The organism is Luteimonas wenzhouensis, assembly GCF_007859305.1.
GTDB lineage: Bacteria > Pseudomonadota > Gammaproteobacteria > Xanthomonadales > Xanthomonadaceae > Luteimonas > Luteimonas wenzhouensis.
Genome location: NZ_VOHE01000001.1, coordinates 706,015 through 718,762, shown reverse-complemented (window position 1 = coordinate 718,762; position 12,748 = coordinate 706,015). Strand labels below are relative to the sequence as shown.

Below are 12,748 nucleotides of genomic sequence, written 5' to 3'. Positions count from 1 at the left end.
CGCCCAACCTGGGGGCTCAGAACAGCGCGAGCTGCGCGATCGGGGCGAAGCTGCGCCGGTGGTGCGGACAGGGGCCGTGCTCGCGCAGGGCCGCCAGGTGCGACGGCGACGGATAGCCCTTGTGCCGGTCGAAGCCGTACTGCGGGAACTGCGCGTGCAGTTCCAGCATCGCCCGGTCGCGGGCGACCTTGGCCAGGATCGAGGCGGCCATGATCGCCGGATCCTGGGCGTCGCCGCCGACCACGGCTTCGGCCCGGCAGGGCAGGTCCGCCGGCAGGCGGTTGCCGTCGATGCGGGCGCGCGTCGCAGCCGGGTCCAGCGCGCACAGGGCGCGCCGCATGCCGGTCAGGCGCGCCTGCAGGATGTTGAGCGCATCGATCTCCTCGACCCGCACGAACTCGATCCGCCACGCGTAGGCCGAGGCGATGATCTGCGGGTACAGCGCCTCGCGCCTGGCCGGGCTGAGCTTCTTGGAGTCGTCGAGGCCGTCGATCGGGCGGTGCGGATCGAGGATCACCGCGGCCACCACCACCGGTCCGGCCAGCGGCCCGCATCCGGCCTCGTCGACGCCGGCCACGCGCCAGCTCACCGCGGCGCCTCCAGCAGTCCGGCGACGGCTTCGGCGGCGGTGGCCGAGGCGTTGCGGCGCAGGGCGATGTGCAGGTCGCGGTACACCGGTTCCAGCGCGGCGGTCGCCGCCGGGTCGGAGAACCACTGCACGACCGCCCCGGCCAGCCGCTCGGGCGTGCAGTCCTCCTGCATCAGCTCCGGGGCGATGGTCTGGCCGGCGAGCACGTTCGGCAGCGCGTAGCGGTCCACCTTGAGCAGGCCCAGCGAACGCACGATCCGGTAGGTGGTCGGGGCGATCCGGTAGCCGACCACCATCGGCCGCTTCGCCAGCATGGTTTCCAGGGTCGCGGTCCCGGACGCGAGCAGGACCACGTCGGCGGCGGTGATCGCCTCGCGCGCGCGGCCCTCGAGCAGGCGGACGCTGCCCGGAGGCAGGGGGGCGGCCGCGAGCAGTTCCCGGATCGCCTGTTCGCAGGCGGGCGTGGCCGCCGGTACCAGGATCCGCAGGCCCGGCACCGCGCGCGCGACGCGCCCGGCGGCGTCGAGGAACACCGCGCCCAGGCGTTCGATCTCGCCCAGCCGCGAGCCCGGCAGCACCGCCAGCACCGGCCCCTCGTCGTCGAGGCCGAGTTCGGCGCGCGCACGCCGCCGGTCGGGGTTGAGCGGCATGGCGTCGGCCATCGGATGGCCGACGAAGCGGGCGTCCACGCCGTGGCGGGCGTAGATCGGCGGCTCCATCGGGAACAGGCACAGCACCAGGTCCGCGCTGCGTCCGATCTTCGCCGCGCGACCCTGGCGCCAGGCCCAGACCGACGGGCTCACGTAGTGCACGGTGCGCACGCCGCGGCGCTTGAGCCAGCGCTCGAGCCCCAGGTTGAAGTCGGGCGCGTCGATGCCGATGAACACGTCCGGGCGCCAGTCGAGCAGGCGGCGGCGCAGGCGCCGGCGCAGGCCCAGCAGCCGCGGCAGGTGGCGCAGCACCTCACTCAGGCCCATCACCGCCAGTTCCGAGGCGTCGTGCCAGGTCTCGACCCCGGCCTCGCGCATCCGCGTCCCGCCCACGCCGGCGAATTCCGCGCCCGGGAACCGCGCCGCGAGTTCAGCCACCAGCCCGGCGCCGAGCAGGTCGCCCGAGGCCTCGCCGGCACACAGCGCGATCCGCGGCGGGCGCGCGTCGGCCAGCGCAAGGGACGGAGCCTCGCCGGCCGCCGCCGCGTGGCGCATCATCGTGTCGTCGCTGCCGCCGGCCATGGCCTTCAGCGCAGCAGCGGACGCTCGCCGTGCTCGATGAAATCGAGCATCGCCCGCACGTCCTCGCTGCCGGACGCGGCGATCTCGGCCAGCTCGGCGCGGGCTTCCTCGAGCTTGGCGTCGCCCAGGTAGAGCGCGCGGTAGGCGCGGCGGATGGCGGCGATGCGCGCGGGATCGAAGCCGCGGCGCTTGAGGCCTTCGGCGTTGATGCCGCGCGGACGCGCGTACTTGTCCTGGGCCACCATCAGGAACGGCGGCACGTCGCCGTTGACGAACGCGCCCATGCCGATGAAGGCGTGGGCGCCGATGCGGCAGAACTGGTGCACGCCGGCGAAGCCGCTCAGGATCACGTGGTCGCCCACGTGGACGTGGCCGGCGAGGCTGGCGTTGTTGGAGAACACGCAGTGGTTGCCGACCACGCAATCGTGGGCGACGTGGGTGTAGGCCAGGAACCAGTTGTCGCTGCCGATCCGGGTGACGCCGCCGCCGTCGCCGGTGCCGCGGTTGAAGGTGACGAACTCGCGCACCAGGTTGCGGTCGCCGATCTCCAGCGACACGGTCTCGCCGCGGTACTTCTTGTCCTGCGGATCGCCGCCGATCGCGGCGTGGCCGACGATGCGGTTCCCGCGCCCGATCCGGGTCGGGCCGTGCACGCTGCAGTGCGGCCCGATCGTGGTGCCGTCGCCGATCTCCACCCCGGGACCGATCCAGGTGAACGCGCCCACCGACACCCCTTCGCCAAGCCGCGCCGATGGATCCACGACCGCGGTGGGATGGATGTCCGTGGCCATCTCAGGTGCGCACCTCGGCACACAGGATTTCGGCGCAGGCCACCTGCTCGCCGTCCACGCGCGCGACGCCCGAGTACAGGGTCATGTTGCGGATCTCGCGTTTGATCCCGACCTCCAGGTCGAGCCGGTCGCCCGGTACCACCATGCGCGAGAACTTCGCGTTGTCCACCTTGACCAGGTACGACAGCCTGCCCTCGAGGCCGCCGCCGTGGGTGAGCTGGCTCAGGATGCCGCCGGCCTGCGCCATCGCCTCGATCACCAGTACCCCCGGCATGACCGGACGGTCGGGGAAATGCCCGGTGAAGAACGGCTCGTTGGCGCTGACGTTCTTGTAGCAGAGCACGCGCTTGCCCGGCTCGGCCTCGACCACGCGGTCGACCAGCAGGAACGGGTAGCGGTGCGGCAGCATCTCGCGGATGCCCGGGATGTCGATGGGGAACGTGACCTGCTGCTTCATCCTGTGTCCTTTGGCGACGTTCCCACGCGGCGGGCGAGGGCGTCGAGCTGCTTGAAACGGACCGCGTTGCGGCGCCAGCTGCGGCTGTCCATCAGCGGGGTGCCGGAAGAATACTCCCCGGGCTCGCGGATCGAGTGGGTCACCAGGCTCATCGCGGTGACGACCACGCGGTCGCAGATCTCCAGGTGGCCCGCGATCCCGGCCGCGCCGCCGATCATGCAGTATCGCCCGATCGTGGTGCTGCCGGCCACGGCCACGCAGCCGGCCATGGCGGTGTGGGCGCCGACGCGGACGTTGTGGGCGATCTGGATCTGGTTGTCCAGGCGCACGTCGGGCCCGAGCACGGTGTCCTCGATCGCGCCGCGGTCGATGGTGGTGTTGGCGCCGATCTCGCAGTCGTCGCCGACCTGCACGCCGCCGAGCTGCGGCACCTTGATCCAGTGCGGTTCGGCGGCGGCGCGGTCGAAGGCCAGGCCAAAGCCGTCGGCGCCCAGCACCGCGCCCGGGTGCACCAGCACCCGGCGGCCGAGCCGGACCCGGCGCACCAGCGTCACCCGCGCCACCAGGCGGCTGCCGGCGCCGATTTCGCAATCCTCGCCGACCACGCAGCCCGGGCCGATCCACGCGCCGGCTGCGACCGTGCTGCCGGCGCCGATGCAGGCCAGCGGCCCGATCCACGCCGCCGGGTCGACCACCGCGTCGGGATCGACCACCGCGGTCGGGTGGATACCCGGCTCGTGCGCCGGGGTCTGGTCGAACAGGGCGGCGATGCGGGCGAAGGCCAGGTACGGGTCCGCGGCCAGGAGCACGTCGCCGGCGTAGCCCTCGGCGTCGCGTTCGCGCATCACCACCAGGCCTGCAGCCGTCGTCGCCAGCTGCCCGCGGTAGCGCGGGTTGGCGAGGAAGGACAGGGAGGCCGGCCCGGCCCCCGCGAGCGTGCCCACGCCCTCGACCACGCGCCCGGGATCCCCCCGCAGCGCCAGGTCGAAACGCTCGGCGAGATCCCCTGCGCGGAACTGGACGGCCCGGCGCGCCATCGGCCCCGGGGCTAGAACGCGCCGCCGAAGGTGAACTGCAGGCGCTCGAGCTCGTCGCCGTGCTGGATCACCCGGCCGTTCGCGTCGCGCACCTCGTCCTGCGAGCGTAGCGGGTAGGCGTAGCTGATCGAGATCGGGCCCACCGGCGCGCGCCACATCAGCGCCACGCCCGCGGACGCCCGCAGTTCGCTGCTCTCGAACGCGTCCACGTTCCGGAACACGTTGCCCACGTCCACGAACGCGGAGACGCGCGCGGCCGGCGACTTGATCAGCTGCGGGAAGAACATCTCCAGCGAGCCCACGGTCTTGAGTGCGCCGCCCATCGGCTGCAGGTAGCCGCTGTTGAACGCGCTCTCGCGCGGGCCGAGGGTGTTGTCGCGGAAGCCGCGCACCGAGCGCGCGCCGCCGGCGTAGAAGTTCTCGAAGAACGGCAGCCCGCTGGCGACCAGGGTCTTGTCGTACACCGAGCCGGGGCCGCAGGCCTCGCCGCCCGGGGTCGGGCCGGCGTCGGCCGCCTGCAGCCCCGGGGGCGGCAACGGCTGGGAGCCCTGCGAGCGGCAGAACACGCGCGTCCTGTCGTCGCCGTAGCTGTCGCCGTAACCCACTTCGAAACGGGTGTTCAGCACCAGGGCGCGGTTGATCGGCCAGTACTTGGAGAACTCGTAGTTGACCTTGTAGTACTCGACGGTCGAGCCGGGCAGCGTGGTCTCCAGCGACACGCGCTGGTAGGTGCCGCGCGTGGGCTGCAGGTAGTCGTTGCGCGAGTCGCGCGCCCAGGCCAGTTCCGCGCGCCAGGCGTGGAAGGTGCGCTGGCCGACCGCGTCGATGTAGTCGACGATCGACTGCGGCGAGGACCCGCGCCAGGCGAAGATCTGGTTGCGGTCGATGCCGAACAGCGCCGAGATCGTGTCCGACTCGGTGATCGGCAGGCCGAAGAACACCTGCCCGGCGGCGTTGGTCGAGGAGAACTGGGCGGTGTTGAACTCCGAGTTGTCGAACTCGCGCCACCACAGGTTGTAGCCCAGCGACAGGCCCTCGTCGGTGAAGTACGGGTTCAGGAACGAGAACGAGTAGCGCTGCAGGTAGACGTTGCGCTGGGCCTCGACCGAAACCCGGTTGCCGCTGCCCAGGAAGTTGTTCTGCGACAGCTGCACCGAGGTGGTCACGCCCGCGAGCTGCGAATAGCCCAGGCCGAACACGAAGCTGCCCGAGGTGGTCTCGGTGACGCTGAACACCACGTCGACCTGGTCGTTGCTGCCGGGCACCGGCACCGATTCGACGTTCACGCTGCCCGATTCGAAGTAGCCCAGGCGCTGCAGGCGGACCTTGGAGCGGTCGATCGCCGCCTGCGAGTACCACGCGCCCTCGAACTGGCGCATCTCGCGGCGCAGCACCTCGTCGGAGGTGCGGGTGTTGCCGCGGAACACGATCCGGCGCACGTTCACGCGCGGCCCCGGCACCACCTGCAGCTTGATGCCGACGGTGCGGTTGTCGCGGTCGATGTCGGGGATCGTGTTGACCTGGGCGAAGGCGTAGCCGATGTTGCCGAGCGTGGCGGTGATCGAGTCGGCGGTCAGCTCCAGCAGCGCGCGCGAGAACACCGAGCCTTCCTGCAGGATCACCAGGCGCTCGAGGTCTTCCTTGGGCAGTACGGTGTCGCCGGTGAGCTCGATCGACGAGATGGTGTAGATCTCGCCCTCGGTCAGCCCGGCGGTGATGTACATGTCGCGCTTGTCGGGGCTGATCGAGACCTGGGTGCTGTCGATGCTGAAGTCGACGTAGCCGCGGTCGAGGTAGAAGTTGTGCAGCTTCTCCAGGTCGCCGGAGAGCTTCTCCTTCGAGTACTGGTCGTCGCGGCGGTACCAGCTGAGCCAGTTGCTCTCGGCCGACTCCCAGCTGTCGGTCAGGTCGTCCTGGTCGAACAGTTCGTTGCCGACCAGGTTGATGTGCCGGATCTTGGCGGCCTTGCCTTCCTTGACCTCGATCGCGATGTCGACGCGGTTGCGGTCGAGGCTGGTGACCGTCGGGATGATCTCGACGTTGTACTTGCCGCGGTTGTTGTACTGCCGGGTCAGCTCCTGGGTGACACGGTCCAGGGCCAGCCGGTCGAAGGTCTCGCCCTCGGCCAGCCCGATGTCGCGCAGCCCCCGGGTCAGGTCCTCGGTCTTGATGTCCTTGTTGCCGCTCAGGGTGAGCCGGTTGATCGCCGGCCGCTCGGTGACGGTGACCACCAGGATGTCGCCCTGGCGCCCGATCTGGATGTCCTCGAAGAACCCGGTGCGGTACAGCGCGCGGATCGCCTCGCCGACGCGGGTCTGGTTGACGGTGTCGCCGCGCTCGATCGGCAGGTAGGTGAACACCGTGCCGGCGCCGATGCGCTGCAGCCCGTCGATGCGGATGTCGCTGACGGTGAAGCTCCCCGGGCTCGCGGCGGGCGCCTGGGGTGGGACCGCCAGCGGCGCCTGCGGACCGGCCGCCTGCTGGGCCCAGGATGGCGCGATGACGGTCGCGAGGGCGAGTGCGAGCATGTGGCGGGCAGGGATACGCGTCATCGATCGGTCCGGATTGGGGAAGATCTCCGCTGCTGACGCAGCGGCGGTCGGAAGGCGGGCATCAGCGCACCAGCTGGAGGATGTCGTTGTAGAACGCAAGGCCCATCAAACCGGCCAACAACACCAGGCCGACATACTGCCCGGCGGCCATCGCACGTTCGCTTAACGGACTGCCTTTGACCAACTCGATAAGGTAATACAACAGGTGTCCGCCGTCCAAGAGCGGGATCGGCAGCAGGTTGAGCATCGCGATGCTCAGCGAGAGCAGGGCGAGGATGGTCAGGTACCAGGCCACGCCCTGGCTGGCGTAGGCGTTGGTGGCGCGGGCGATGGTCAGGGGCCCGGCGACCGTGTTCTCCAGCGCCAGGCGGCCGGTGAAGGCGCGCTGGATCATCCCCAGCAGCTGGCCGGTCAGCTGGCCCATCTCGCGCGCCGCGGCCGGGACCGCGGCCACCGGGCCGTAGCGCTGCACCGCGTCCTTGGGCGGCAGTTCGACGCTGCCGGGCGCCTCGATCCCCAGCACCCAGCGACGGTTGCCGTCGGCGTCGGCCATCTCCCGCGGCCGCAGCGGGAAGGCCAGCCGCTGGCCGTCCCGGGACACCTCGACCATGGCCTCGCCCCCGCGCTCGCCCAGGGCCTGGACCAGCGGGGCGATGTCGGAGAAGCTCTCGACCGGGCGGCCGTCGATCGCGGTGATCCGGTCGCCCTCGGCCAGCACCCCCCAGGCGGCGCCGTCGGGCAGGACCCGGCCGATGTCGGCCGGGACCACGAAATGGCGGGGGACCACGCCGATGCTGCGCAGCACCTGGCGCTGGTCGAAGTCCGGCGGCAGGCGCGACAGCTGCAGCACCACCTCCCGTTGCGCGTCGTCGGGCCCGGTCACGCGCAGCGGCACGTCGGCGCGGTCGAGCGCGGCCGGCAGCAGGGCCATCTGCAGTTCCATCCAAGTGGCGGTCGCACGCCCGTCCACCGCGTCCACCCGGTCGCCGTTGCGCAGGCCCGACTCGGCGGCGATCCCGGTCGACGGCCCCAGCGCCGGCGCGTAGTCGGGGCGGCCCACCACGAACATCGCCCACAACAGCAGGAAGCACAGCAGCAGGTTGGCCGCCGGGCCGGCGGCGACGATCGCGATCCGCTTCCACACCGGCTGCCGGTTGAAGGCCTGGCCGGCGTCCGCCTCGGGAACCTCGTACTCGCGCTCGTCCAGCATCTTGACGTAGCCGCCCAGCGGGATCGCCGCGACCCGGTACTCGGTGCCGTCGGCGCCCAGGCGCCTCCACAGCGCGCGGCCGAAGCCGATCGAGAACCGCAGCACGCGCACGCCGCAGCGGCGCGCGACCCAGAAGTGGCCGAACTCGTGGATGGTGACCAGGATGCCGAGGCTCACCACCAGCCACCAGGCGGAGGCGAGGAATTCAGTCATGGCGGCGGCTCATCGGATGGCACCCGTGGCAATGGCCCGTTCGGCGTGGCGCCGCGCGCGGGCGTCGATGCCGCGCAGCGCTTCCAGTGACGCGGCCGGCTCGACCGCGATCGCCGCGAGCGCGTCCTCCACCAGGGCGGCGATGGACAGGAAACCGATGCGGCCCTGAAGAAAGGCTGAAACCGCCACCTCGTTGGCGGCGTTGAGCGTGGCCGGGGCGGTGCCGCCGGCGCGCAGCGCCTCGCGCGCCAGGCGCAGGCAGGGGAAGGTCTCCAGGTCGGGCGGGCCGAACTCGAGCGGTCCCTGGGTGGCCAGGTCGAGCGCGCCCACGCCCGATTCGAGGCGCTGCGGCCAGCCCAGGCCGACCGCGAGCGCGGTACGCATGTCCGGCAGGCCCAGCTGGGCCAGCACCGAGCCGTCGATGAACTCGACCAGCGAGTGGACCAGGCTCTGCGGATGGACCAGCACCTCCAGCCGGTCCTCGGGCAGGCCGAACAGGTGGCGGGCCTCGATCAGTTCCAGGCCCTTGTTCATCAGGGTCGCCGAATCGACCGAGATCTTCGGCCCCATCGACCACTTCGGGTGCGCCACCGCCTGGGCCGGGGTGACCCCGGCCAGTTCGGCCCGGCTGCGGCCGCGGAACGGGCCGCCCGAGGCGGTGAGCGTGACCCGGCGTACCCGGGCGTCCGCGTCGCGCCCGTGCAGGCACTGGAAGATCGCGTTGTGCTCGCTGTCGATCGGCACGATGGTGGCGCCGCCGGCGCGGGCGGCCTGCATCAGCAGTTCGCCGGCCAGCACCAGCGATTCCTTGTTGGCGAGCAGCAGGCGCTTGCCGGCCCGGGCCGCGGCCAGGGTCGATTCCAGGCCCGCGGCGCCGACGATCGCCGCCACCACGGTGTCGCAGTCGTCGCCGGCGACCAGGGCGGCGAGCGCGGCGTCGCCCGCGTGCGCCCGGGTCGCGCAGCCGGCCTCGCGCAGGCCATCGCGCAGCGCTGGCAGGGCGGCCTCGTCGCCGATCACCGCGTGCGCCGGGCGATGGGTGGCGCACAGGGCCACCAGCGCCGCGACGTTGCGGCCGGCGGCCAGGATGCTGGCGCGCATGACGCCGGGATGGCGGGCGATCACGTCCAGCGCCGAGCCGCCGATCGACCCGGTGGCGCCCAGCACGGCCACGCGCTGCATCAGCGGCTACCCCGGTCCGTCCGGCGCCGTTGCGCGCCGAGGGTGCGTGCGACTGCCCCGGCCATGCTCAGAACCCGAGCCAGAACTTCGCGACCGCGAACGCCGGCAGCGCGGCCAGCACGCTGTCGATCCGGTCCAGCACGCCGCCGTGCCCCGGGATCAGGGCCCCGGAGTCCTTGGCCCCGACGTGGCGCTTGAGCAGGCTCTCGAACAGGTCGCCGACCACCGAGAACAGCACCGTCCCCAGCGCCGCCACCGCCACCAGCGGCAACTGCGCGGCGGTCGCGCCGGCCAGCGGGGCCATCGCCACCGCCACCACCACGCCCAGCACGGCCCCGCCGGCCAGGCCCTCGAAGGTCTTGTTCGGGCTGATCCGCGGCGCCATGCGGCGTGCGAACCAGCGCCCGCCGAAGCGGCGCCCGGCGAAGTAGGCGCCGGTGTCCGTGGCCCAGACGATCATCAGCGCCGTCAGCAGCCAGACGTGCCCCTGCGGCACCAGCCGCAGCCCGGTGGCCGACGGGTCGCCGGCGTGGATCACCGCCAGCGCGCACCACGCCGGCACCACCGCCAGGGTGCCGGCGGCGAGCTTGAACACCCGCGCGTGGGTGTCGTGGTCGGAGGCGAACTCGTAGTGCCGCAGCCACAGCATGGCCAGCAACCACCAGATCACGCCGAAGGTGGCCACCAGCTTGAACAGCACCAGCGAGCCGCCGCTGCCGGTCGGCGAAGCCCACACCAGGGCCGCCATCAGCAGCAGGTTGGCCAGCAGCAGCAGGGCGCGCTGCAGGGTGTCCTCGACCTCGCACAGCCGGAACCACTCCCACAGGGCGGCGAGGAACACGATCGCGCTGGCCGCCACCAGCCACGGGGTGGGCAGCAGCAGCACGGCGGCCATCGCCAGTGGCGCCATCAGCAGCGCGGTCAGGACGCGGGTACGGGTCAAGTCGTGCTCCGTTGCGGTCCCGGCACGCTGCCGGACACCTGCTCCCCGGTCAAGCCGAACCGGCGTTCGCGGGCGGCGAAGTCGCGTACCGCCGCCTCGAGCGTGGCCCGGTCGAGGTCCGGCCACAGCGTGGGCGTGAACCACAGTTCGGTGTAGGCCAGCTGCCAGAGCAGGAAATTGCTGATCCGGCAGTCGCCGCCGGTGCGGATGAACAGGTCCGGTGGCGGGAGGTCGGCCAGGGAGATCCGCGCGCCGACCGTGGCCTCGTCGATCTCGTCGGGCCGCAGCCGCCCGGCGGCCACGTCCTCGGCCAGCGCACGCGCGGCGGCGGCGATGTCCTGGCGCCCGCCGTAGCTGGCGGCGATGGTCAGGGCGAGGCGGCGGTTGCCGCGGGTGAGCGCCTCGGCGGCCTGCATCCGCGCGCGGATGTCGGCCGGGAAGCGGGAGCGGTCGCCAATGAAGCGCACCTCGACCCCGCGCCGGTGCAGCTCCTCGACCTCGCGGTCGAGCGCGGCCAGGAACAGCTTCATCAGCGCGCCGACCTCTTCCTCCGGCCGGCCCCAGTTCTCGCTGGAGAAGGCGAACAGGGTCAGGGCCCGGATGCCCTGCTCCAGGCAGTAGTCGATGCACACGTTGACCGCCCGGGCCCCGGCGCGGTGGCCGATCGCGCGCGGGCGGCGGCGGCGCGCGGCCCAGCGGCCGTTGCCGTCCATGATCACGGCGACGTGCCGGGGCATGCCGGACGGATCCTGCGCCCCGGCGGCGTGCGTGGATGCCGGGTGCTCCCCGGTCTGGGCGTCACTCAATGGCATGGTCCCTCCCGCGCCGCGCCCGTGGCCGGATCCGGAAACTTCCAGGCCCGGGACGTCCACGGGCCGCCACCTGCGGATTCCGGGTCCGGTGCCGGGTCAGACCGCCATCAGCTCCTGTTCCTTGGCCTTGACCACCTCGTCGACGTCCTTGATCGCCTTGTCGGTGATCTTCTGGATCTCGTCCTCGGCGCGGCGCTCGTCGTCCTCGGAGATCTGCTTCTCCTTCTGCAGCTCCTTGACCCGCTGGATCGCGTCGCGGCGGATGTTGCGGATCGCCACCTTCGCGTCCTCGCCCTCGCCGTGGACCACCTTGGCCAGGTCGCGGCGGCGCTCCTCGGTCAGGGCGGGCAGGTTGAGCCGGATCGTGGTGCCCGCGGTGTTCGGGGTCAGGCCGAGGTCGGAGGCCAGGATCGCCTTCTCCACCGCGCCCACCATCTGCTTCTCCCACGGGGTGATGGTGAGCGAGCGCGCGTCGGACACGGCCACGCTGGCGACCTGGGACAGCGGCATGTCCGAACCGTAGTAGTTGACCTTGATGTGGTCGACCAGGGCGGTGGACGCGCGGCCGGTGCGCACCTTCTGCAGGGCGTGGCGCAGTGCATCGACGCTCTTGGCCATGCGCGTCTGGGCGTCGTTCTTGATCTCGTTGAGCATCGCCGGCTCCGGGGCTTGGTGCGGTTGAACTGCGGGATTATAGGCGCTGCCGGCGCCACCGGACGGGGCCGGCGGCGGCGCGGAGGCGGGACGGCGGCCGGCCGCGGTCGGCGCAGCCGGCCGGGCGGGGCCGCTCAGCCCCGCGCGTGCACGAGGGTGCCGATCGGTTCGCCGCGCAGGATGCGCAGCAGCACGCCCGGTTGCGACATGTCGAAGATCCGCAGCGGCAGCTCGCTGTCGCGGCACAGGGCGAAGGCGGCGGTGTCCATCACCTGCAGGTCGCGGGCGATGACCTCGTCGTAGCTCAGGCTGTCGTAGCGGACCGCGTCGGGGAACTTCTTCGGGTCCTTGTCGTAGACGCCGTCGACCTTGGTCGCCTTGAGCAGCAGGTCGGCGCCGATCTCGATCGCGCGCAGCGCGGCGCCCGAGTCGGTGGTGAAGAACGGATTGCCGGTGCCGGCGGCGAAGATCGCGATCCGGCCCTTCTCGAGGTGGCGGATGGCGCGGCGGCGGATGTAGTCCTCGCACACGTCGTTGATCTTGAGCGCGCTCATCACCCGGACCTTGCCGCCGAGCCGCTCGAGCGCGTCCTGCATGGCCAGGGCGTTGATCACCGTGGCCAGCATGCCCATCTGGTCGCCGGTCACCCGGTCCATCCCGGCCGCGGCCAGCCCGGCGCCACGGAAGATGTTGCCGCCGCCGATGACCACCCCCACCTCGGCGCCGGCCTGCTGGGCCTCGATGATCTCCTGCGCCAGGCGGCCGCTGACCTTGGGGTCGATGCCGTAGTCCTCGTCTCCCATCAGCGCCTCGCCGGACAGCTTGAGGAGGACGCGACGGTACTGGAGTTGCGACATGGACTCGGCCCTGGTGCTTGAGGAGGTCGGGGAAATTGTAACGGTCCCCGGCCCCCGGGAGCCGGCCCTCCCTTCGCGCCCTGCACCCGTGCCGCCCGGGGGAGGGAGAGGTCATCGCGGGGCCTGGCCGATGCCGCGGGGCCCTTGCCCGTGGCATCCCCGGAACCGGACCTGGTTAGCATTTCTGCAACTTTCTGTTGACACAAATTTACCGGTCCG

General features: G+C 72.0%; 12 protein-coding genes. All 12 read right to left on the bottom strand.

The window, feature by feature from the left end; genetic code table 11:
- Nucleotides 1-16: 16 nt before the first annotated feature.
- The gene (locus tag FQY79_RS03175) at nt 17-589 is read right to left on the bottom strand and encodes a ribonuclease HII (RefSeq protein ID WP_146310650.1); all 573 of its coding nucleotides are present in this window, start codon (nt 587-589) and stop codon (nt 17-19) included.
- On the bottom strand, nt 586-1,821 hold the full coding sequence (gene lpxB, locus FQY79_RS03170; RefSeq protein ID WP_146310648.1) for a lipid-A-disaccharide synthase: 1,236 nt from the start codon (nt 1,819-1,821) through the stop codon (nt 586-588). The genes FQY79_RS03175 and lpxB overlap by 4 nt, the downstream gene beginning before the upstream one ends.
- A 5-nt stretch (nt 1,822-1,826) precedes the next feature.
- Nucleotides 1,827-2,612 carry an acyl-ACP--UDP-N-acetylglucosamine O-acyltransferase gene (gene lpxA, locus FQY79_RS03165; RefSeq protein WP_146310646.1) on the bottom strand — a complete coding sequence of 262 codons (786 nt, stop codon included), beginning with the start codon at nt 2,610-2,612 and terminating at the stop codon, nt 1,827-1,829.
- Between the two features lies 1 nt (nt 2,613).
- Nucleotides 2,614-3,069, bottom strand: coding sequence for a 3-hydroxyacyl-ACP dehydratase FabZ (gene fabZ, locus FQY79_RS03160; RefSeq protein WP_146310644.1), 456 nt, complete (start codon nt 3,067-3,069; stop codon nt 2,614-2,616).
- On the bottom strand, nt 3,066-4,106 hold the full coding sequence (gene lpxD / locus FQY79_RS03155) for a UDP-3-O-(3-hydroxymyristoyl)glucosamine N-acyltransferase (protein ID WP_146310642.1): 1,041 nt from the start codon (nt 4,104-4,106) through the stop codon (nt 3,066-3,068). Before lpxD ends, fabZ begins: the two co-directional genes overlap by 4 nt.
- Nucleotides 4,107-4,117: 11 nt before the next feature.
- Nucleotides 4,118-6,658 (bottom strand): outer membrane protein assembly factor BamA, encoded by a 2,541-nt coding sequence (gene bamA / locus FQY79_RS03150; RefSeq protein ID WP_146310640.1) that lies wholly within the window; start codon nt 6,656-6,658, stop codon nt 4,118-4,120.
- 61 nt (nt 6,659-6,719) lie between these two features.
- Nucleotides 6,720-8,081 (bottom strand): RIP metalloprotease RseP, encoded by a 1,362-nt coding sequence (gene rseP / locus FQY79_RS03145; RefSeq protein WP_146310638.1) that lies wholly within the window; start codon nt 8,079-8,081, stop codon nt 6,720-6,722.
- Between the two features lie 9 nt (nt 8,082-8,090).
- The gene (gene dxr, locus FQY79_RS03140; protein ID WP_146310636.1) at nt 8,091-9,263 is read right to left on the bottom strand and encodes a 1-deoxy-D-xylulose-5-phosphate reductoisomerase; all 1,173 of its coding nucleotides are present in this window, start codon (nt 9,261-9,263) and stop codon (nt 8,091-8,093) included.
- Nucleotides 9,264-9,330: 67 nt separating this feature from the next.
- Nucleotides 9,331-10,206, bottom strand: coding sequence for a phosphatidate cytidylyltransferase (locus tag FQY79_RS03135; RefSeq protein WP_146310634.1), 876 nt, complete (start codon nt 10,204-10,206; stop codon nt 9,331-9,333).
- Nucleotides 10,203-10,943: a polyprenyl diphosphate synthase gene (uppS, locus tag FQY79_RS03130; RefSeq protein WP_146310632.1), complete on the bottom strand. Its 741-nt coding sequence runs from the start codon at nt 10,941-10,943 to the stop codon at nt 10,203-10,205. Before uppS ends, FQY79_RS03135 begins: the two co-directional genes overlap by 4 nt.
- A 171-nt stretch (nt 10,944-11,114) precedes the next feature.
- Complete coding sequence (gene frr / locus FQY79_RS03125) at nt 11,115-11,672, bottom strand: ribosome recycling factor (RefSeq protein ID WP_146310630.1); 558 nt, start codon at nt 11,670-11,672, stop codon at nt 11,115-11,117.
- A gap of 134 nt (nt 11,673-11,806) precedes the next feature.
- Entirely contained in the window at nt 11,807-12,529 is a 723-nt protein-coding gene (gene pyrH / locus FQY79_RS03120; RefSeq protein WP_146310628.1) for a UMP kinase, read from the bottom strand.
- Nucleotides 12,530-12,748: the final 219 nt, after the last annotated feature.